The 17,034-nt window shown below is 60.1% G+C and carries 20 protein-coding genes; 7 read left to right on the top strand and 13 right to left on the bottom strand.

From position 1 onward, the window contains the following. Positions 1-13: 13 nt before the first annotated feature. From ACVBAU_RS14140 to ACVBAU_RS14115, 6 genes are all read right to left on the bottom strand, one after another. The gene (locus tag ACVBAU_RS14140) at positions 14-313 is read right to left on the bottom strand and encodes an acetyl-CoA acetyltransferase (RefSeq protein ID WP_138922762.1); all 300 of its coding nucleotides are present in this window, start codon (positions 311-313) and stop codon (positions 14-16) included. Further along, complete coding sequence (locus ACVBAU_RS14135) at positions 313-1,524, bottom strand: acetyl-CoA C-acetyltransferase (protein WP_448326825.1); 1,212 nt, start codon at positions 1,522-1,524, stop codon at positions 313-315. The genes ACVBAU_RS14140 and ACVBAU_RS14135 overlap by 1 nt, the downstream gene beginning before the upstream one ends. Before the next feature lie 18 nt (positions 1,525-1,542). Then, the gene (locus ACVBAU_RS14130; protein WP_138922763.1) at positions 1,543-2,181 is read right to left on the bottom strand and encodes a glutathione S-transferase family protein; all 639 of its coding nucleotides are present in this window, start codon (positions 2,179-2,181) and stop codon (positions 1,543-1,545) included. A 302-nt stretch (positions 2,182-2,483) separates the two neighbouring features. Beyond that, positions 2,484-2,696: a hypothetical protein gene (locus tag ACVBAU_RS14125; RefSeq protein WP_005849464.1), complete on the bottom strand. Its 213-nt coding sequence runs from the start codon at positions 2,694-2,696 to the stop codon at positions 2,484-2,486. A 54-nt stretch (positions 2,697-2,750) separates the two neighbouring features. After that, positions 2,751-4,532 (bottom strand): acyl-CoA dehydrogenase C-terminal domain-containing protein, encoded by a 1,782-nt coding sequence (locus ACVBAU_RS14120; protein WP_448326824.1) that lies wholly within the window; start codon positions 4,530-4,532, stop codon positions 2,751-2,753. Between the two features lie 87 nt (positions 4,533-4,619). Continuing rightward, positions 4,620-5,021 (bottom strand): MerR family transcriptional regulator, encoded by a 402-nt coding sequence (locus ACVBAU_RS14115; protein ID WP_093733530.1) that lies wholly within the window; start codon positions 5,019-5,021, stop codon positions 4,620-4,622. Positions 5,022-5,254: 233 nt separating this feature from the next. On the opposite strand from ACVBAU_RS14115, the gene ACVBAU_RS14110 reads away from it, so the two are divergent. Together ACVBAU_RS14110 and ACVBAU_RS14105 are read left to right on the top strand one after the other, a co-directional pair. Further along, on the top strand, positions 5,255-6,001 hold the full coding sequence (locus ACVBAU_RS14110; RefSeq protein WP_448326823.1) for a helix-turn-helix transcriptional regulator: 747 nt from the start codon (positions 5,255-5,257) through the stop codon (positions 5,999-6,001). A gap of 93 nt (positions 6,002-6,094) precedes the next feature. Next, positions 6,095-6,340 carry a hypothetical protein gene (locus tag ACVBAU_RS14105; RefSeq protein ID WP_138922766.1) on the top strand — a complete coding sequence of 82 codons (246 nt, stop codon included), beginning with the start codon at positions 6,095-6,097 and terminating at the stop codon, positions 6,338-6,340. A gap of 17 nt (positions 6,341-6,357) precedes the next feature. Here the strand turns inward: ACVBAU_RS14105 and ACVBAU_RS14100 are convergent, their stop codons facing one another. Next, complete coding sequence (locus tag ACVBAU_RS14100; RefSeq protein WP_138922767.1) at positions 6,358-6,756, bottom strand: MerR family transcriptional regulator; 399 nt, start codon at positions 6,754-6,756, stop codon at positions 6,358-6,360. Positions 6,757-6,870: 114 nt separating this feature from the next. Between ACVBAU_RS14100 and ACVBAU_RS14095 the strand changes: the two genes are divergently transcribed. Genes ACVBAU_RS14095 through ACVBAU_RS14085 form a run of 3 tightly spaced genes read left to right on the top strand, consistent with a single transcriptional unit; the run spans position 6,871 to position 9,159 of the window. Further along, positions 6,871-7,293 carry a PaaI family thioesterase gene (locus tag ACVBAU_RS14095; RefSeq protein ID WP_093733534.1) on the top strand — a complete coding sequence of 141 codons (423 nt, stop codon included), beginning with the start codon at positions 6,871-6,873 and terminating at the stop codon, positions 7,291-7,293. Then, a complete protein-coding gene (locus ACVBAU_RS14090; protein WP_138922768.1) occupies positions 7,290-7,802 on the top strand; it encodes a PaaI family thioesterase in 513 nt (170 codons plus the stop codon). The genes ACVBAU_RS14095 and ACVBAU_RS14090 overlap by 4 nt, the downstream gene beginning before the upstream one ends. After that, positions 7,795-9,159, top strand: coding sequence for an MATE family efflux transporter (locus tag ACVBAU_RS14085; RefSeq protein ID WP_448326822.1), 1,365 nt, complete (start codon positions 7,795-7,797; stop codon positions 9,157-9,159). Before ACVBAU_RS14090 ends, ACVBAU_RS14085 begins: the two co-directional genes overlap by 8 nt. A gap of 67 nt (positions 9,160-9,226) precedes the next feature. On the opposite strand, the gene ACVBAU_RS14080 is transcribed toward ACVBAU_RS14085, so the two are convergent. The 3 genes from ACVBAU_RS14080 to ACVBAU_RS14070 are packed head-to-tail and all read right to left on the bottom strand — an operon-like array spanning position 9,227 to position 11,045. Then, positions 9,227-10,270, bottom strand: coding sequence for a quinone-dependent dihydroorotate dehydrogenase (locus tag ACVBAU_RS14080; RefSeq protein WP_448326821.1), 1,044 nt, complete (start codon positions 10,268-10,270; stop codon positions 9,227-9,229). Then, positions 10,267-10,698: a DUF1330 domain-containing protein gene (locus ACVBAU_RS14075; protein ID WP_335744356.1), complete on the bottom strand. Its 432-nt coding sequence runs from the start codon at positions 10,696-10,698 to the stop codon at positions 10,267-10,269. Before ACVBAU_RS14075 ends, ACVBAU_RS14080 begins: the two co-directional genes overlap by 4 nt. Next, entirely contained in the window at positions 10,698-11,045 is a 348-nt protein-coding gene (locus ACVBAU_RS14070) for a DUF952 domain-containing protein (RefSeq protein WP_335744355.1), read from the bottom strand. The genes ACVBAU_RS14075 and ACVBAU_RS14070 overlap by 1 nt, the downstream gene beginning before the upstream one ends. 166 nt (positions 11,046-11,211) lie before the next feature. On the opposite strand from ACVBAU_RS14070, the gene ACVBAU_RS14065 reads away from it, so the two are divergent. Further along, positions 11,212-12,768 (top strand): bifunctional metallophosphatase/5'-nucleotidase, encoded by a 1,557-nt coding sequence (locus ACVBAU_RS14065; RefSeq protein WP_448326820.1) that lies wholly within the window; start codon positions 11,212-11,214, stop codon positions 12,766-12,768. A 96-nt stretch (positions 12,769-12,864) separates the two neighbouring features. Here ACVBAU_RS14065 and ACVBAU_RS14060 read toward each other — a convergent pair whose 3' ends face one another. Beyond that, the gene (locus ACVBAU_RS14060; RefSeq protein ID WP_138922774.1) at positions 12,865-13,221 is read right to left on the bottom strand and encodes a hypothetical protein; all 357 of its coding nucleotides are present in this window, start codon (positions 13,219-13,221) and stop codon (positions 12,865-12,867) included. A gap of 106 nt (positions 13,222-13,327) precedes the next feature. Continuing rightward, complete coding sequence (locus ACVBAU_RS14055) at positions 13,328-14,221, bottom strand: LysR substrate-binding domain-containing protein (RefSeq protein WP_448326819.1); 894 nt, start codon at positions 14,219-14,221, stop codon at positions 13,328-13,330. 98 nt (positions 14,222-14,319) lie between these two features. Here ACVBAU_RS14055 and ACVBAU_RS14050 point away from each other — a divergent pair, with 98 nt between their 5' ends. Then, positions 14,320-15,543 (top strand): acyl-CoA dehydrogenase, encoded by a 1,224-nt coding sequence (locus ACVBAU_RS14050; protein WP_138922776.1) that lies wholly within the window; start codon positions 14,320-14,322, stop codon positions 15,541-15,543. Between the two features lie 163 nt (positions 15,544-15,706). On the opposite strand, the gene ACVBAU_RS14045 is transcribed toward ACVBAU_RS14050, so the two are convergent. Beyond that, on the bottom strand, positions 15,707-17,032 hold the full coding sequence (locus tag ACVBAU_RS14045; protein ID WP_448326818.1) for a lyase family protein: 1,326 nt from the start codon (positions 17,030-17,032) through the stop codon (positions 15,707-15,709). Positions 17,033-17,034 lie beyond the last annotated feature (2 nt).

The following is a 17,034-nucleotide window of genomic DNA, read 5'->3' as shown; positions in this document are numbered from 1 at the left end:
GATTTGGAGTGTGTTACGAGCGCTGAGGCGTGTAATCAGCGAATTTTTCAAGCAGCGATCTGATCAACTCGATTGTCGCTTTGGGGCCTGCGTCGCAATCTTCTTCGCTCAGCAAGACCCGCTTGAAGTCATTGAAATTCTCGCGGTCGAAACTGTCGCTTGGATCATTGCGGTGCTTAAAGAACAGCGGCGGGTCATTCTGGTACAGACGCACATAGGTACCGCCCCGCTCGACTTTGACCTTAAGATCTTTCAGGCCCTTTTTGGGGGCCATTTCAGCAACGGCAAGAAACGGGTGGGATTCATGTACCATTAGACGCGCTCGATGATGGTTGCGGCACCCATGCCGGAGGCAATGCACAGTGTGGCCATGCCAACTTCTTTATCCGACCGCTCCAGCTCGTCCAGCAGTGTGCCGATGATCATCGCGCCGGTCGCGCCCAAGGGGTGACCCATAGCGATCGATCCGCCGTTAACGTTGACCTTGCTCTCATCAACATCGAACGCCTGCATAAAGCGCATGACCACGGCCGCGAAGGCCTCGTTGACCTCGAACAGATCGATGTCGTTGATGTTCATTCCATTGTCGGCAAGAATTTTTTCGGTCACGGGAACGGGGCCGGTGAGCATGATGGTCGGGTCGGTGCCGATCTTGGCCGTCGCCCGAATGCGCGCGCGCGGCTTGAGGCCGTATTTCTCGCCAAATTCCTTGTTGCCGATCAGCACAGCCGCGGCACCATCCACGATACCCGAGGAGTTCCCGGCGTGGTGAATGTGGTTGATCTTTTCGAGGTGCGGATATTTCATCAGCGCGACCTTATCAAAGCCCGGCATGACCTCGCCCATCTGCTGGAAGGCCGGGTTCAGCGCGCCGAGCGATTGCATATCGGTCTGCGGGCGCATGTATTCGTCATGGCTGAGGATCGACAAACCGTTCTGGTCTTTGATGTCGATCACGGATTTTGCAAAGCGGCCTTCGTCCCATGCTTTCTTTGCACGTTGTTGGGATTGCACGGCCAATTTGTCAGCCTCGTCCCGGGTAAATCCGTATTCCGTCGCGATAATATCAGCCGAGATGCCCTGTGGCACAAAATAACGGTCCATCGCGAGCGACGGATCGACGGCAATCGCTGCCCCGTCGCTGCCCATGGCCACGCGGCCCATCATCTCTACGCCGCCGGCGATATAGGCCATGCCCGCGCCGCCTTTGATCTGGTTGGCGGCCAGGTTCACGGCTTCCATGCCCGAGGCGCAGAACCGGTTGATCGCGAGGCCGGGAATGCGTTCGTCCAGATCGGATGCCAGAACGGCAGAGCGCGCCAGACAGCCGCCTTGCTCCATCACCTGGGTCACGTTGCCCCAGATCACGTCTTCGACGGCGCGGCCTTCAAGGTTGTTACGCTCTTTGACGGCGTTGAGCGTCAGCGCGGATAGGCGCAGCGAGGTGAGCTCGTGCAGGGCACCGTCTTTGCGGCCCTTGCCACGCGGGGTGCGCAGGGCGTCGTAGATATATGCTTCGGTCATGTGGTGTCTCCCTTTGGGTCAGGCGCGGTCAGCGGGGCTGCCGGGCATCAGGTCGTAGGGGGCTTTCCAGCCCGGTGTTTCGCTCAGACGCGTAAGCCACGCGTCGACATGGGGCCAATCCTCGCGGACAAATCCGAAAGACTCGGGGTAATAGAGATAGCCGCAGCAGCTGAGATCGGCGTTGGTGATACCGTCGCCGACGATCCAGTCGCGGCCCTCAAGGTGGTCGTTCAACACGGCATAGGCGGCAGACAGACGCCCCTGCATAAAGCCGATGACTTCTTTGGGCTGCTTGTCCTCGGGGAGAAAGTTTATCAAGAACCGCGTCATACCGGCGTTCGAGCTGAGCTTGTGGTTGTCCCACAATACCCACCGCAGGATCTCGCGGCGCTCTTCGTTGGTGCGGCCGCCGAATTTGCCCGATTGTTCCGATACATAGTCCTGGATCACACCGGATTGCGTCAGCCGGATGTCACCGTCGATCAGCACAGGGGCTTCGCCCATGTTGTTGATGGTGGTGCGGTAATCCGGTGTGCGGGTCTGGCCGCCAAAGAAATCGACCTTCACCGGCTCCCAATCTAGCCCCGACAATTGCAACGCAAGCGCCGCCTTATAAGCGTTCCCGCTTTCGCCAAAGCAATGCAGTTTGATGGTCATCTGAACCCTCCCTCAAGTCCTGTATGTTGATCCGTCAGCACGTGGGGGTCTCACACCCCCACACCCCCGTGGAGTTTATCCGGCAAAATGAAGATGCGCGGGTCTGTGTTAATCAGTTACTAATCATCTTGTCGTATTCAACCCCCGCGCGGCAGGCTGGAGAGCCGGGCCGCGTGCAACGTGAAGCCCTGCTTTGGTCGTGCTGATCGCGTGATCAGGGCAGGGTGTTTTCGCTTCATTTTGCCCCTTAAACTCTCCCCGAAGGGTCGGGTTCGGCAGGGCACTTGGGGTGTGGCGGTATGCTACCTCTTTCGTCCGTCCAGTTCCGCATTAAAAAGCCGCAGTCTTGCGGTCAGGTTTTCCTCGTCAATCACGCTGTTGAAGTTCTCGAAGAGAAATGACAGCGCTTCACCTTCGTCCAATCCGGCCTCTGCCGCGAATTTCTTGAGGCGGCGATAGCCGTCTTCGGTCATGGCAACAGGAAAGCGGCGGGTCAGGCGGAAACGTTTGGGCAAGGGGCGTCCTTTCAGTCAGCATCGGGGTGGGGCATGTCCCCACCCCGATGCAGCCTAGAAGTTTGCCGCGTCGAGCGCCATCACAGTATCCGCGCCGGTCTCGATCCGCTTGAGGTGCAGCGCCGTCGCGGGCAGTTGGCGGGCCATGTAGAAACGGCCCGTCGCCAGCTTGGTCTCGTAGAAGGCCGCGTCGCCGGTGCCGTCCTTAAGCGCTTTGTTTGCGGCCAGCCCCATTTTTGCCCACATCAGGCCAAGGCAGACATGCCCGAACATATGCATGAAGTCGTTCGACCCCGAGAGCGCATTGTTCGGGTTTTTCATGCCGTTTTGCATGAAATACATGCCGGCAGACTGCAGGTCTTTGCTTGCAGCCTTAAGCGGCTCCATAAAGTTGGCGTCGAATTCGGCGTCCTGGCCGGTGTTTTCCTTGATGAAGTTTTTGACCAAATCAAAGAACGCCATGACGTGTTTGCCGCCATCCTGCGCCAGCTTGCGGCCCACGAGGTCCAGCGCCTGTACGCCGTTGGCCCCTTCATAGATCATGGCAATACGGGCATCGCGGGTGAACTGGGACATGCCCCATTCCTCGATATAGCCGTGGCCGCCATAGACCTGTTGCGCCTTTACGGTCATGTCATAGCCGACATCGGTCAAGAAGCCTTTGATGACCGGGGTCATCAGCGACACGAGGCCGTCTGCGTCTTTGTCATCCGCACGGTGTGCCGCGTCGATCAGGCTGGCCCCCCAAAGGATAAATGCCCGCGCGCCTTCGACAAAGGATTTCTGTTCCATCAGGCTGCGGCGGATATCGGGGTGTACGATCAGCGGATCGGCGGGCTTGTCGGGGTGTTCGGTGCCGGTTACCGCACGGCCTTGCAGGCGGTCGTTGGCGTAGATCAACGCATTCTGGTAGGCAACATCGGCCTGCGCCAGACCTTGCATGCCGACGCCGACGCGGGCTTCGTTCATCATGGTGAACATGGCGCGCATGCCTTTGTGTTCGTCACCCAGCAGGTATCCGACAGCACCGTCATAGTTCATCACACAGGTCGAGTTGCCGTGGATGCCCATCTTTTCTTCGATGGAACCGACGGAAACTGCGTTGCGGTCCCCAAGGGAGCCGTCTTCTTTGACCATGAACTTGGGGACGATGAACAGCGACACGCCCTTGATGCCTTCGGGGCCGCCGTCGATTTTGGCCAGCACCAAGTGGATGATGTTGTCCGCCATGTCGTGTTCGCCGGACGAGATAAAGATTTTTTGGCCGGTGATTTTATAGCTGCCGTCTTCTTGTGGGGCTGCCTTGGTACGCATCAGACCCAGATCGGTGCCGCAGTGGGGCTCTGTGAGGTTCATGGTGCCGGTCCATTCGCAGGACACCATGTTCGGCAGATACGTATCTTTTTGCGCGTCGGACCCGTGCGCCAGAATTGCGGATGCTGCACCATGGGTCAGACCTTGATACATGGTGAACGCTTGGTTGGAGGCCGAGAACATCTCGCCGACAGCGGTGCCCAGAACGTAGGGCATGTTCTGGCCGCCGTACTGCTCTGGCATATCCAGACCGGTCCAGCCGCCTTCTTTGACCTTTTCAAACGCTTCTTTAAAACCTTTTGGGGTGTGAACGACGCCGTTCTCCAGACGGCAGCCCTCCCGATCACCGACTGCGTTCAGCGGTGCCAGCACTTCGGAGGTCAGCTTGCCGGCTTCTTCGAGAATGGCAGAGGTGAAATCCGCTTCAAGTTCGTCATAGCCGGGGGTCGAGGACGCGGTGACGTTCAGCACGTCGTGCAGTACAAATTGCAGATCTTTGATCGGGGCGGTGTAGCTCGGCATGTGGTGTTCTCCCTTGGCCATCTGGCCGTCGTTTGGTCAGTATAAATTGGTCGGTGTATAAGGTGATGGGGTGCGCCGGACCGTGGCCTATTCTGCCGCGTTTCGGGCGCTGTTGATGGAGGCGATCATTTTTTCCCCCCATTTCAACTGGTTCTGCAGGTCGTCTATGGCGTTGTTGAGGTCGTCGCGTTGCGCCTCGAGGTCGGCCAGACGTTCGCGCGCGATGTCATAGGTGCGCGCCAACTGGGTCTGCTGCTGGTCACCCATATGATACAGGTCAAGCAACTGACGGATTTCTTCGAGGCTGAACCCAAAGCGCTTGCCGCGCAGGATCAGTTTCAGCCGCGCACGGTCGCGCTTTGTGAACAATCGCTTTTGGCCCTGACGTTCAGGGAAAAGCAGTTCTTTCGCCTCGTAGAACCGCAGGGTGCGCGGGGTTACGTCAAAGGCTGTACACATCTCGCGAATGGTCATCGTAGTGGTCGACATATGGGGTACTCGCTATTCTATCACATTAGTAGAACGGTCAACTGCGCCTATATGAGGAGCGATATAACCTAGAAGCAAGCTTACGTAATCCAGACGTCACGTCAAACAATTGCTTTACGTTGGGTAATCTTACGTAACCTGAGCCCATAGGTTTTTCGGGCACTTTTGTTGATCAGGGCGTGTTGCCGCCTAGGTTGTTTGGTGGGAACGCCAATGGCGACGGGGGAGCTGACATGTCCAAGGAGTTGGAGCCACATACATTTATGGACCGCCTCGGCGAGGTGCGTCGTGTTTCAGCGCTGTGGTTGCTGGTGCACCGTTTTGCCAAAGCACAGGATTTTCGCACGGTGACCTACCATAGTATTGATGTGCAATCCTTGGGGGAATCTAATTTCGGGGCTGTCGCGATCGGGATTCCGCCCGCGTTCCAGCGGATGTACACTGCCGAGCGCCTGTATCTTGATGATCCGTTTCCCGCCTTCGCGGCGTCGCGGATCAGCCCGTTTTTCTGGCAGGACCTATCGCAGATGACCACGCTGACCGACAAACAAGAGGCCTATATGCGCATAGCCAGAGAGCACGGTTTCGGTGATGGGCTCGTCTGTCAGGTCTTCGGCCCTCAGGCGCGCAACGCATTGGTGAGCATCGGTTTTCACGAGGGCAGGCCACGCCCGTCTCAGGCCGAGGTGACGGCTCTGCAAATGGCGAGCCAGCTTGCCCATCTGCGCTTTTGTGCATTGGTCGAGGGGCCGGGGGCGTCTTACCGCCGACTCTCCCCGCGCGAGCTAGAGCTGCTGCGCTGGATCGCGCGGGGGAAAAGCAATACGTCAATCGCGCAGATTATGGGCGTATCAAGGCATACGGTCGACACGATCATGCGGCGTTTGTTCGGCAAACTGGACGTGACCGACCGGACGCGCGCTGCAGTGAGGGGGTTGGCTTTTGGCCTGATAGATCAATCCCTCGACAATTTGGCATGAGGACACCCGTGCATGTCGCGTAGCTACGGGACATGCGCCCGGTCTGGTTGCAGCATAGGTATGGCAGCTTCGTAAATAAGCGTGGACAGCCCCGTGGCCCAGAATAAGACCTCGATCCCTTCGGTGATCCCGACTGCATTTGATCTGACGCAATGCACGGGGATTTCAGCCTCTTCGGCGTCGAAGGGGCTTTTGGACGCTGCAAAGCTGGCCGAGGACGTGGCCTATGAATTCGCTGCCAATCTGGACGCGGATTCGCTTTCAGAATTAATTGTCGCTGCGGCTGACCTGACACGTCTGTCCGATGTGTTGCGCCGTATGGCAGCGCGTCAGGTCTGAGCACTAGGGGTAGGACGCTATTGAGCTGACCCGCCATTTGGTGTGCACTTGGCCAATGCGGCTTCGGTGTCGTCGCGCGACTTTTGCAGCTCTTCTATGGCTTCGTCCAATTGCTTGCGCTGCTCTGCCAACTCTCCCAGTTGGCGGTTCGCGCTGATCACCCAAGCCCGCATTTGCGCTTCGGTGCCTTCGTTTTCATAGATCAGCAACCACTGTCGGATGCCTTCCAGCGAATACCCGAATTTGCGCCCCCGCATGATCAGCTTCATGCGCGCGATTTCCCGGGCACCATAGCTGCGTGACCGTCCCTCACGCTCGGGGTGGAGCAGTTCTATATACTCGTAGTAGCGCAGCGTGCGCGGCGTGACGTCAAACTCCGCACACATTTCTTTAAAGTTCAGGCGTTTGTCAGTCATCATGGTCTCCTCAGTTTCGGAAACTATGCGGTTCACTTTCCAAGCGCAACACTGGGGTTGCTCTTGCTTGGTCGCTCGGTTGATATGGGGGGAATAACGCCAAGGAAGCAAAAAATGTCAGACAAACTTCGCATTGCCAAGCAGTTCATCTCGGCGCTGCCCTACAGTGGGGCTTTGGGGATGGAGCTGCAAGAGCTGGATGGCGGGGTCTCTGTGATCGACATGCCGTATGATGAAAGACTGGTCGGGGACCCGCGAACCGGCGTGCTGCATGGCGGAGCGGTATCGGCCCTGATGGACACCTGCTGTGGCGCGGCCGTGATGAGCCACCCTAGCAACCCCGGCGGCACGGCAACCATCGACCTGCGGATAGAATACCTGCGGGCGGCTGTGCCGGGGCAGCGCATTACCGCGCGCGCGGAATGTTATCACGTGACGCGGTCGGTCGCTTTTGTGCGTGCCACAGCGCGAGACGAAGAAGACGGCAGCCCGGTCGCCACCGCCACCGGCAGTTTCACCGTGGAGGGCAAACGATGAGCACACGTAGCAAACCCGAAACCGTACAGGTCGTCAAAAAGCGCCGTGATGCGGCCTTGCGTGCACTGGTGGACGGCGTGCCCTATATCAACTTTCTAGGCATTCAGTTCGATCGTCGCGGGGACGAGCTGACCGGCATCTTGCCCTATTCAGACAAGCTGATCGGCAACCCGATGCTGCAGGCATTGCACGGTGGGGCGACGGCGTCGTTTCTCGAGGTCACGTCGATCATTACGCTAAGCTGGGAACACCTGTGGGCCGATCTGGAATCCGGTGCGCTTGCCGTGGACAAAATGGATGCGACGCATCTGCCACGTTTGCCTAAAACGATTGATTTTACAGTTGATTATCTGCGGTCCGGCTTGCCGCGTGACGCCTATGCACGGGCGCGGATCAACCGGTCGGGGCGGCGCTATGCATCGGTGCATGTAGAGGCGTGGCAAGACAACCGCTCGAAGCTTTTCGCGCAGGCCACGGGGCATTTTCTGATGCCGCAAAGCCGTGACTGACGCGATCCCCAAGGGCGAGGTCAGCGCCGTTGCCCTTGGCAAGCTTTCTGCAAAAGAAGTCGTCACGCACCGCCGTGTGCTGAACATCGCCATCCCCATTGTGATCTCAAACGCCACCGTGCCCATCTTGGGTGCGGTCGATACGGGCGTGGTGGGGCAGATCGGGTTGGCGGCCCCCATCGGGGCTGTGGGCATTGGCGCGATCATCCTGTCCTCGCTCTACTGGGTGTTCGGCTTTCTGCGCATGGGCACCGTTGGGCTAACGGCGCAGGCGGCAGGGAATAACGACGACGCAGAGGTCGCAGCCCTGCTGACGCGCGGGCTGCTGATCGGCGGGCTGGCGGGCTTGGCACTGGTTTTGCTGCAACTGCCGCTGTTCTGGGCGGCGTTCCAGGCGTCTCCGGCCAGCGCAGAGGTTGAAACGCTCGCGCGGTCCTACATGGGCATCCGCATCTGGTCCGCGCCGGCGGCGATTGCACTCTATGCGATCACCGGCTGGCTGATCGCCCAGGAGCGTACCCGTGCCGTGCTGGTGGTACAGCTGTGGATGAACGGCATGAACATCCTGCTGGACCTGTGGTTTGTGCTGGGGCTGGATTGGGGCATCGAAGGTGTCGCCATCGCGACGTTTCTGGCCGAATGGACGGGGGCGGCGCTTGGGCTGTGGTTCTGCCGCGCCGCTTTTGCCGTGCCCGCGTGGCGAGACTGGGTGCAGGTTTTCGACAGACCGCGCTGGATCAACATGATGAAGGTCAACGGCGACATCCTTGTGCGGTCCCTATTGCTACAGACGATATTCGTGTCGTTCCTGTTTCTGGGGTCGGGCTTGGGGGACGTAAAGCTCGCGGCCAATCAGGTGCTTTTGCAATTTTTGATGATCGCGGCCTTTGCGCTGGACGGGTTCGCCTTTGCCGCCGAGGCCTTGGTCGGGCGTGCCATGGGCGGCAAACAACGTGATATCTTGCGGCGCGGTGCGGTGCTGACCAGCGGCTGGGGCCTGCTGGCCTGCGCGCTGATGGCGATCGCGTTCGCATGGGGCGGCGGCATGATCATTGATCTGATGACCACCGCGCCGCTGGTGCGGGCAGAGGCGCGGGTGTTCTTGCCCTACATGGTCGCGGCCCCGCTGTTGGGGTGGGCGTCGTGGATGCTGGACGGGATTTTCATCGGGGCCACACGGTCGCGGGACATGCGCAATATGATGGCGGTGTCTTTTGTAATTTACTGTGCGTGTGCGGCTTTGTTGGTGCCGTGGCTGGGTAATCACGGGCTGTGGATTTCGCTGCTGGTGTCCTTTGTCGCACGCGGCGTGACGCTCGGGCTGCGCTACCCTGCACTGGAACGCGCCGCGGGTTAGGGGGCACCGTGCCGGGTCTCGTGCCGGGTGTCGGGGCGGCGTTGCTTAAACGGCGCCCCGAATTCCATCAAAGCCAGGCGCTGCGGTTACAGCCGACGGCATCCGCGACGGTGTCAAATCCGTCTTGCTTCAATAGCTTGTCGATCCCCTTGGCGATGTCCGATGCCATCGACAGACCGCCATAGACCAGCGCGGTATAAAGCTGCACCGCCGATGCACCTGCGCAAATCTTGGCATAGGCATCTTCAGCCGAGCTGATGCCCCCGACGCCCACCAGTGGAATATCCGTGAGGGTAGACAGCCGTGCCAGCACGCGGGTTGATTTTTCGAACAAGGGCGCGCCTGACAGCCCGCCCATCTGGTCGCGCTGCGCGTCTTTCAGGCCGGCGCGGTCCAGCGTTGTGTTGGTGGCAATGATCGCTGCGACATCTGCGTCATTTGCAACCTCGGCCACATCGGCGATCTCTGCCTCGGTCAGGTCAGGGGCGATCTTAAGGAAGACAGGCGTGTTACCGCGCACCTCCATCACACCGGCCAGAAGGGCGGCCAGTGCAGCCTTGCCCTGCAGGTCGCGCAGCTTTTCGGTGTTGGGCGATGATACATTGACCGTGGCGAAATCCACGTGATCGCGGGCCAGCTCCATCACGCGGGCGAAATCGGCGGCGCGGTCGGTGCTGGTCTTGTTGGCCCCAAGGTTGAGCCCCACGGGCACACCCGCGCCGCGTCGTGCCAGGCGGGTGCAGATCGCCTGCATGCCTTCGTTGTTGAAGCCGAACCGGTTGATCGCGGCGCGGTCGTCGGTCAGGCGGAACAGACGGGGTTTGTCATTGCCGGGCTGCGGCAGGGGCGTGGCGGCCCCGACTTCGATGAAACCGAAGCCCGCGTTGGACAGGGGGGCGACGGCGGTGGCGTTTTTGTCAAACCCCGCGGCAAGCCCGACGGGGTTCGGCAGGCTCATCCCCGCCAGCGAGGTCTTTAGCCGCTTTGACGTGACCGGACCGGGCGCGGGCGCAAGGCCAAGCCGCAGCGCGGTGATCGCCAGACCATGCGCAGTTTCAGGGTCTACCTTATGCAGGGCGCGCAGCCCCAGCTGCTCGACCATACGCCTCATGCAAATTCATCCGTTAGGGGCAGCGGCGCGCTGCGGATCAGGCGCGATGTCACAACCGCAGCCTGACGGTGCACGACCGCCCTTTTGTAGCGCGGGTCCGAGATCATCTGCAAAAACGCGTGTGCGTTGGGGTATTGCGCGATGAACATCACATCCCACGCCTCGTCCGACGGGCCGATCAAGGTCGTCTCGAACTGGCCGCGCCACAGGATCGACCCGCCGACATCTGCCAGCACCGGCCCACTTTCCGCGCCGTAATTCTTGTAGGCTTGCGCCCCTGTCAGCGCTTTGGCCGCCAATGCGTGATCGTCGGGGTAGGCGGCCTTGTCGCGCAGTTTAACAAGGTTCACCATGTTCAGCGGCGTGTCGCGGTCCAGCCCCTTAAAGGCATCAAACTGGGCGCGATCCGGGTCAATATATCCTGTCATTATTCGGCCTCCTTAAAGCCAGCGGGAAAGTCATGCGCCCCGTCCACCAACGGCAGCGGCTGCGCCCAAACAACGTCTTCTAGCGCCAGTGCGCGGTACAGATGCGGGAATTCGGCACCGCCCCGTGACACCTCCCATTTCAGTGCATCGCCAAGGCGGTCGGTTTCTACGGCCAGCAGAAACAGGTCCGCCTTGCCCGCAAAATGTTTCGCAGCAGTTTCAGCGGCCTGCTCAGAGGTCGAGAAATGCACATAGCCATCGGCCACATCAATCGGCGCACCGGCTGTAGAGCCGTCGCGGCGCAGGGCCTGCCATTCATCGGAGCGGAAAATTTTGTAAATCAACATAGCTGCTGTGATGCCTTGGTCGGTGCAAGCGGTCAAGGGCGCAGCAGATTGGGACTGCGAATGCCCCTGACCTTGGGGAAGCGCGGCTTTGCGCTCAGATGGTCTTTGACAAGGGGGCAAACTGGGGGTCACCATACGCCCATATTCAACCCAAGGGGGGACCATCATGAAACGATTCCTGACAGCGACGGCGGCGCTTGCGCTGACATCGGGTATGGCGGCGGCGGACTACAGCCTGACCATCCTGCACACCAACGACTTTCACGCGCGGTTCGAACCGATCAGCAAATACGACGGACCGTGCTCCGCCGAGGACAACACCGCAGGCGAATGCTTTGGCGGGACCGCGCGTCTGGTCAACGCGATCAAGGACGCCAAGGCGCGCACTAACAATTATGTACTGGTCGACGGCGGGGACCAGTTTCAGGGCTCGCTGTTCTACACCCACTACAAGGGCAAGATGGCGGCCGAGATGATGAACATGCTGGGCTATGACGGCATGACCGTGGGCAACCATGAATTCGACGACGGCCCCGAAGTGCTGGCCGGCTTCATGGAGGCGATCAACTTTCCCATCCTGATGTCGAATGCAGATGTATCCGCCGAACCGCTGCTGGCCGACAAGCTGGCGAAATCGACCGTCATCGAACGCGGCGGCGAAAAAATCGGCCTGATCGGCCTGACCACCGAAGATACACCTGATTTGGCAAGCCCCGGCGAGAACGTCGTGTTCTCTGATTCAGTGGCCGCCGTGCAGGGCGAGGTCGACCTGTTGACCGCGCAGGGAGTGAACAAGATCATCGTGCTGAGCCACTCGGGCTACAAGGTGGACCAGATGGTTGCGGAAAACACCACGGGTGTCGATGTGATCGTTGGCGGGCACAGCAACACACTGCTGAGCAATACCCAAGAACGCGCCGAAGGGGCGTACCCCACGATGGTTAAGGAAACGGCGATCGTGCAAGCCTATGCCTACGGCAAATTTCTGGGCGAGCTGAATGTCACCTTTGACGACGAAGGCAACATCAAGGAAGCCTCGGGCGAGCCGATCCTGATCGATGCGGGCGTTGCCGAAGATGAAACCACCGTCGCGCGTATCAGCGAGTTGGCCCAACCCCTTGAAGAGCTGCGCAGCAAAGTCGTCGCCGAAACTACCGATGCGATTGAGGGTGACCGGTCGGTTTGCCGCGTGCAGGAATGTCAGATGGGCAATCTGGTCGCCGACGCAATGCTTGCCCGTGTGGCAGATCAGGGTATTGAGGTCGCGATCCAGAACAGCGGCGGTCTGCGGTCCTCTATCGATGCGGGCGAGGTCACGATGGGCGAAGTGCTGGCCGTACTGCCGTTTCAGAACACGCTGTCTACATTTCAGGTCACCGGTGCTGCGCTGGTCGAGGCGTTGGAAAACGGCGTGAGCCAGATCGACGAGGTCGCCGGTCGTTTCCCCCAGGTCGCGGGCATGACCTTTACCGTTGACCCAAGCGCCGACGCGGGCGGCCGCATCAGCGATGTCACCGTTTCGGGCATGCCGCTTGACCCGGAAAAGACCTATGGCGTCGTGTCCAATAACTACGTGCGCAACGGCGGCGACGGCTATGAACCGTTCAAGACCGCGCAAAACGCCTATGACTACGGTCCTGATCTGGCAGATGTGACGGCTGAGTTTATCGCCGCCAACGGGGCCTACACGCCGTATACAGATGGCCGCATCACGGTGAAGTAAGCAGCCTGCCGTAAATAGAAACGGCGCGCCTCCGAGAATAGGGGGCGCGCTGTTTTCATGTCTCGGCTCTGCGTAAGCCGCAGGCTGTCCGATATATCAGTTGCTTAGTGGTGCCGGATCAAAGCTGACTTCACCGCTGTAGCTTATCGGGTCGTCCCCCTCGGACGCGCCGATAAAGGTGACTTGGGCGCCTGCTTCAACGGTCTGGCGATAGGTGCCGCCGTTCTGCAGCGTTCCCGACGTCCACGAACCGTCGCTGCCGCTAACGGTTCGAGCGGCATTCGCTCTATTGACAAAGCTCAGATCATCCCCGGCTTTAACGTAAATCACGGCCGGAAAAAAAGCCTCGTCAAAGATGATAATGTCATGCGTCTGTGCCGTGGCCGCGTTGGCCGTCGCAAGCGTCATAACAGTGGCACCGACCGCGGCGAATTTGGTAAAAGAAATTGGCATTCCAATGCTCCCTTTCAAAGGGCCCCCCCCCTAAATTGATACGTGGGAGGTATCGCGCCATTACGGCGGAAATAGGGCGTCTGTGCTGCTAAACCTTGCCGATATGTTAAAGAACTTGGCCCGTCTGCCCGTCCAGCCATGTCATGAACGATTGCAGGGCCGCGGTTTCAGCGCGATCTTCTGGCCAGACAAGATAGTAGTTTCCGATGCTCTGCGTTGTCTGGGTTGACGCCAACACCAGCTGCGCGTCACGCAAATAGGGCTCGGCTGAAAACGTAGGGAGCAGCGCCACCCCCAACCCGTGCACCGCCGCCTGCGCCATTGTCGAAAACTGGTCGAACATCATGCCCGCGGGTGGCTCTTGCGTGACACCAAGGGCGCTCAGCCAGCGCGACCAGCCGCGCGGGCGGGTATCCAGATGCAGTAGGGGAAACCGCAGGATCTGGCTGGGGTCGTCCAGCGGTTCAGTCAGCAGGTCGGGCGCACAGACAGGCACAACGGTTTCCGGCATCAGCGACAGATAGCGCACGCCGGGCCAGTCTTCCTTGCCAAAATGTATTGCAGCGTCAAAGGGGCTGTTCTGAAACGAAAACGGGTGCAGTCGCGTGCTAAGGTTCACCGTCACCTCTGGATGAGCCTGAGCAAAGTCGCGCAGCCGCGGGGCCAGCCAGTGCATTCCGAAGCCGGGCAAGATCGCGAGGTTCAGTGCGCCTGCAATCGGGTTCGTACGCGCTGTGATCGACGCCTGTGCCAGCCTGTTCAACACATCACGTACCTGAATTACATAGCTTTTACCGGCCTCTGTCAGAACCAGTTGCCGCCCCATCCGGTCCAACAAGGCGACGTTCAACTGCGCCTCTAACGTCTTGAGCTGGCGACTGATCGCGCTTTGCGTCAGCGACAGTTCCTGCGCCGCGAGCGTGGCGCTGCCCAACCGCGCCACAGCTTCGAAGGCGAGCAGGGCGTTGATCGAGGGAAGGAACCGACGCGGGGCGATCATATGACTTAAACTCATAGGTTCAGGAGTAACCAGCGATAGTCTTTCGCCGCATGCTTTGCAATACTGTGGCCAAATCTGAACCCCGAGGAGGATATAAGATGAGCACCGAATTGCCCGTATTGAAAGCCAAAGACGCCCCAGACATGGGCAGCTTTGATTGGGCGGATGCCTTCCGCCTGAGCGAACAGCTGACCGAAGACGAGCGCATGATCCAGGAAAGTGCGCGCGCCTACGCACAGGAAAAACTGCAGCCCCGCATCATTGACGCCTTTGCGAACGAAACCACAGATGAAGGTATCTTCAAGGAAATGGGCGACATGGGCCTGTTGGGCGTCACGGTGCCCGAACAATACGGCGGTCTGGGCGGCAACTATGTTTCCTACGGTCTGGTCGCCCGCGAAGTTGAACGTGTGGACAGCGGCTACCGGTCGATGATGTCGGTGCAATCCAGCCTCGTGATGTACCCGATCTATGCGTATGGCTCGGAAGAGCAGCGCATGAAGTACCTGCCCAAACTGTCCAGCGGTGAATTCATCGGTTGCTTTGGTCTGACCGAACCCGATGCGGGCTCTGACCCTGCAGGCATGAAAACCCGCGCCGTGAAAACGGCCAACGGCTACAAGCTGACCGGTTCCAAAATGTGGATCTCGAACGCGCCAATCGCGGATGTATTCGTTGTTTGGGCCAAGTCGGAAGAGCACGGCGGCAAGATCCGCGGCTTTATTCTTGATAAAGGCATGAAGGGTCTGTCCGCGCCAAAAATCGGCAACAAGCTGTCGCTGCGCGCATCGATCACAGGCGAGATCGTGATGGACAACGTCGAAGTCGGCGAAGATGCGTTGCTGCCCCATGTCGAAGGCCTGAAAGGCCCGTTCGGCTGTCTCAACCGCGCCCGCTATGGCATCAGCTGGGGCGCATTGGGGGCCGCTGAATTCTGCTGGCACGCCTCGCGCCAGTACGGTCTGGACCGCAAGCAGTTCAACAAACCGCTGGCGCAGACACAGCTGTTCCAAAAGAAACTTGCTGACATGCAGACTGAAATCGCGCTTGGCCTTCAGGCCTCGTTGCAGGTGGGTCGCTTGATGGACAACGCCAACGCCGCGCCCGAGATGATCTCTATCGTCAAGCGCAACAACTGCGGCAAGGCGCTGGACATCGCCCGCATGTCGCGCGACATGCACGGCGGCAACGGCATCAGCGGTGAATTTCAGGTCATCCGCCACATGATGAACCTCGAAACAGTGAACACCTACGAAGGCACGCACGACGTGCACGCGCTGATCCTGGGCCGCGCCCAGACCGGCCTGCAGGCGTTCTTCTAAAGCGACGACAGAGGGGGCTTTGGTCCCCTCTCACGCCATCCTGCACATGGCTGAATCAGCTGCCGTAGGATCGTGCCCCACCCCTCATAACATTTCCAAATGGTTTTAAATCCCGGGGGACCGGGGGCTGGCCCCCGTGGCCGCTGTGCGACGATCGCTGTGGCTAGAGTGCGCGCGCCCGGGCGACGAAAGCCGCGGCGTCTGCGGGGGCCTGTCCCATTTGGGTGGCGGCGTCGAACAGGTCTTCGGCCACGTCGGGATAATCTGCCCGCACCAGATCGGCCAGCGGCACCTGCTTGGCCATTGCGTCCTGACACAGCTGTTTTGTGATCTTCTGAGCTTGGGGGCGGGGCATGGTTTCGGCCAGTGCAAAGCTCAGCGCTTCGGCGTGGATCAAACCCAAACCATCGGCCAGCGCGCTGTGCATTTTGACAGGATGCGGCGTCAGCCCCGCGACAAGCGTTTTGGCATGGGTCAGCGCTGCGGCAAGGCTCAGCGTCAATTGCGGTACGGCCATCCATTCGGCAAACCACGCACCGCCGTCGCGCTGGTGCTGGTGCGCGGCAGCGGCCTGAAGCGTGGCACGCTGGCCGGTGAACTGATGCCCCAAGGCGACAATCACTGAGGGCGATACGGGGTTCTGCTTTTGCGGCATGGTGGACGAGGCACCAGCGGCACCAAGGGCAAGTTCGGCGGTTTCGGTCATGGTCAGCGCCAGTGTGCTTTGTGCGATATGCGATAGGGCAGCCATCACGCGGCCCTGCCAATCGGCGATGCGCAGCACGGGGCCGCGGTCCACATGCCAGCTGCGCCCGGGATCCCTCAGGCCAAGCGCTTTGGCCAGTTGCGCACGCGTCTCGCTGGCTTTCGGGCCAAGCGCCGACCCCGTGCCAGCGGCCCCCGACAGGGACACGAACAGCGATCCGTCGCGGAGCGCCTTAAGCTGGTCCAGCGCATCGCACAGCGGCATGCCCCATTCAGCCAAAACCGCGCCCCAGCTGGTGGGGGTGGCGTGTTGACCGTAGGTGCGGGCGGGCATCGGCAGGGACTGGTGCTGCTCTGCAGCCGCCGCGAGGCTCGCGATGATTTCACGCAAGTCCGTCTCGGCCAGCTTGAGCGCCTGACGCAGGCGCAGCATCAGCGCGGTGTCGATGATATCCTGACTGGTGGCCCCCCAATGCACATGCTGGGCAAATTCCGGCGCCTGCATTTCGGCGCGGAACTGGGCTAGCAGTCCCGGCACAGACACGCCGTTTTCCCCCGTAGAGGCCGCAATCGCGCCGGGATCGACCTGAATTTCCAGCGCTGCACGGTGGATGGCGGCGGCGCTCAGTTCGGGGATCACACCAAGGCTGCCCTGTACTTTGGCCAACGCGCCTTCGACCAGCAGCATCGCGCGGATCGCAGCGGTGTCGGAAAACAGCCGCCCCGCGTCACCGGTGTTGAAAAGCTGTGCGAACAGGGGGCTGTCAAAGACGCTGGCGGCCATGG

It is taken from the genome of Sulfitobacter sp. M13 (assembly GCF_053474885.1).
Note: the sequence above shows the minus strand (reverse complement) of the source record. Positions and strands in the feature narration are given on the sequence as shown.

Coding starts and splice junctions, on each gene's coding strand:
- ACVBAU_RS14140 (WP_138922762.1), bottom strand. CDS start 313: ATGGTACATGAATCCCACCCGTTTCTTGCCGTTGCTGAAATGGCCCCC.
- ACVBAU_RS14135 (WP_448326825.1), bottom strand. CDS start 1,524: ATGACCGAAGCATATATCTACGACGCCCTGCGCACCCCGCGTGGCAAG.
- ACVBAU_RS14130 (WP_138922763.1), bottom strand. CDS start 2,181: ATGACCATCAAACTGCATTGCTTTGGCGAAAGCGGGAACGCTTATAAG.
- ACVBAU_RS14120 (WP_448326824.1), bottom strand. CDS start 4,532: ATGCCGAGCTACACCGCCCCGATCAAAGATCTGCAATTTGTACTGCAC.
- ACVBAU_RS14115 (WP_093733530.1), bottom strand. CDS start 5,021: ATGTCGACCACTACGATGACCATTCGCGAGATGTGTACAGCCTTTGAC.
- ACVBAU_RS14110 (WP_448326823.1), top strand. CDS start 5,255: ATGTCCAAGGAGTTGGAGCCACATACATTTATGGACCGCCTCGGCGAG.
- ACVBAU_RS14100 (WP_138922767.1), bottom strand. CDS start 6,756: ATGACTGACAAACGCCTGAACTTTAAAGAAATGTGTGCGGAGTTTGAC.
- ACVBAU_RS14095 (WP_093733534.1), top strand. CDS start 6,871: ATGTCAGACAAACTTCGCATTGCCAAGCAGTTCATCTCGGCGCTGCCC.
- ACVBAU_RS14090 (WP_138922768.1), top strand. CDS start 7,290: ATGAGCACACGTAGCAAACCCGAAACCGTACAGGTCGTCAAAAAGCGC.
- ACVBAU_RS14080 (WP_448326821.1), bottom strand. CDS start 10,270: ATGAGGCGTATGGTCGAGCAGCTGGGGCTGCGCGCCCTGCATAAGGTA.
- ACVBAU_RS14075 (WP_335744356.1), bottom strand. CDS start 10,698: ATGACAGGATATATTGACCCGGATCGCGCCCAGTTTGATGCCTTTAAG.
- ACVBAU_RS14070 (WP_335744355.1), bottom strand. CDS start 11,045: ATGTTGATTTACAAAATTTTCCGCTCCGATGAATGGCAGGCCCTGCGC.
- ACVBAU_RS14065 (WP_448326820.1), top strand. CDS start 11,212: ATGAAACGATTCCTGACAGCGACGGCGGCGCTTGCGCTGACATCGGGT.
- ACVBAU_RS14060 (WP_138922774.1), bottom strand. CDS start 13,221: ATGCCAATTTCTTTTACCAAATTCGCCGCGGTCGGTGCCACTGTTATG.
- ACVBAU_RS14055 (WP_448326819.1), bottom strand. CDS start 14,221: ATGATCGCCCCGCGTCGGTTCCTTCCCTCGATCAACGCCCTGCTCGCC.
- ACVBAU_RS14050 (WP_138922776.1), top strand. CDS start 14,320: ATGAGCACCGAATTGCCCGTATTGAAAGCCAAAGACGCCCCAGACATG.
- ACVBAU_RS14045 (WP_448326818.1), bottom strand. CDS start 17,032: ATGGCCGCCAGCGTCTTTGACAGCCCCCTGTTCGCACAGCTTTTCAAC.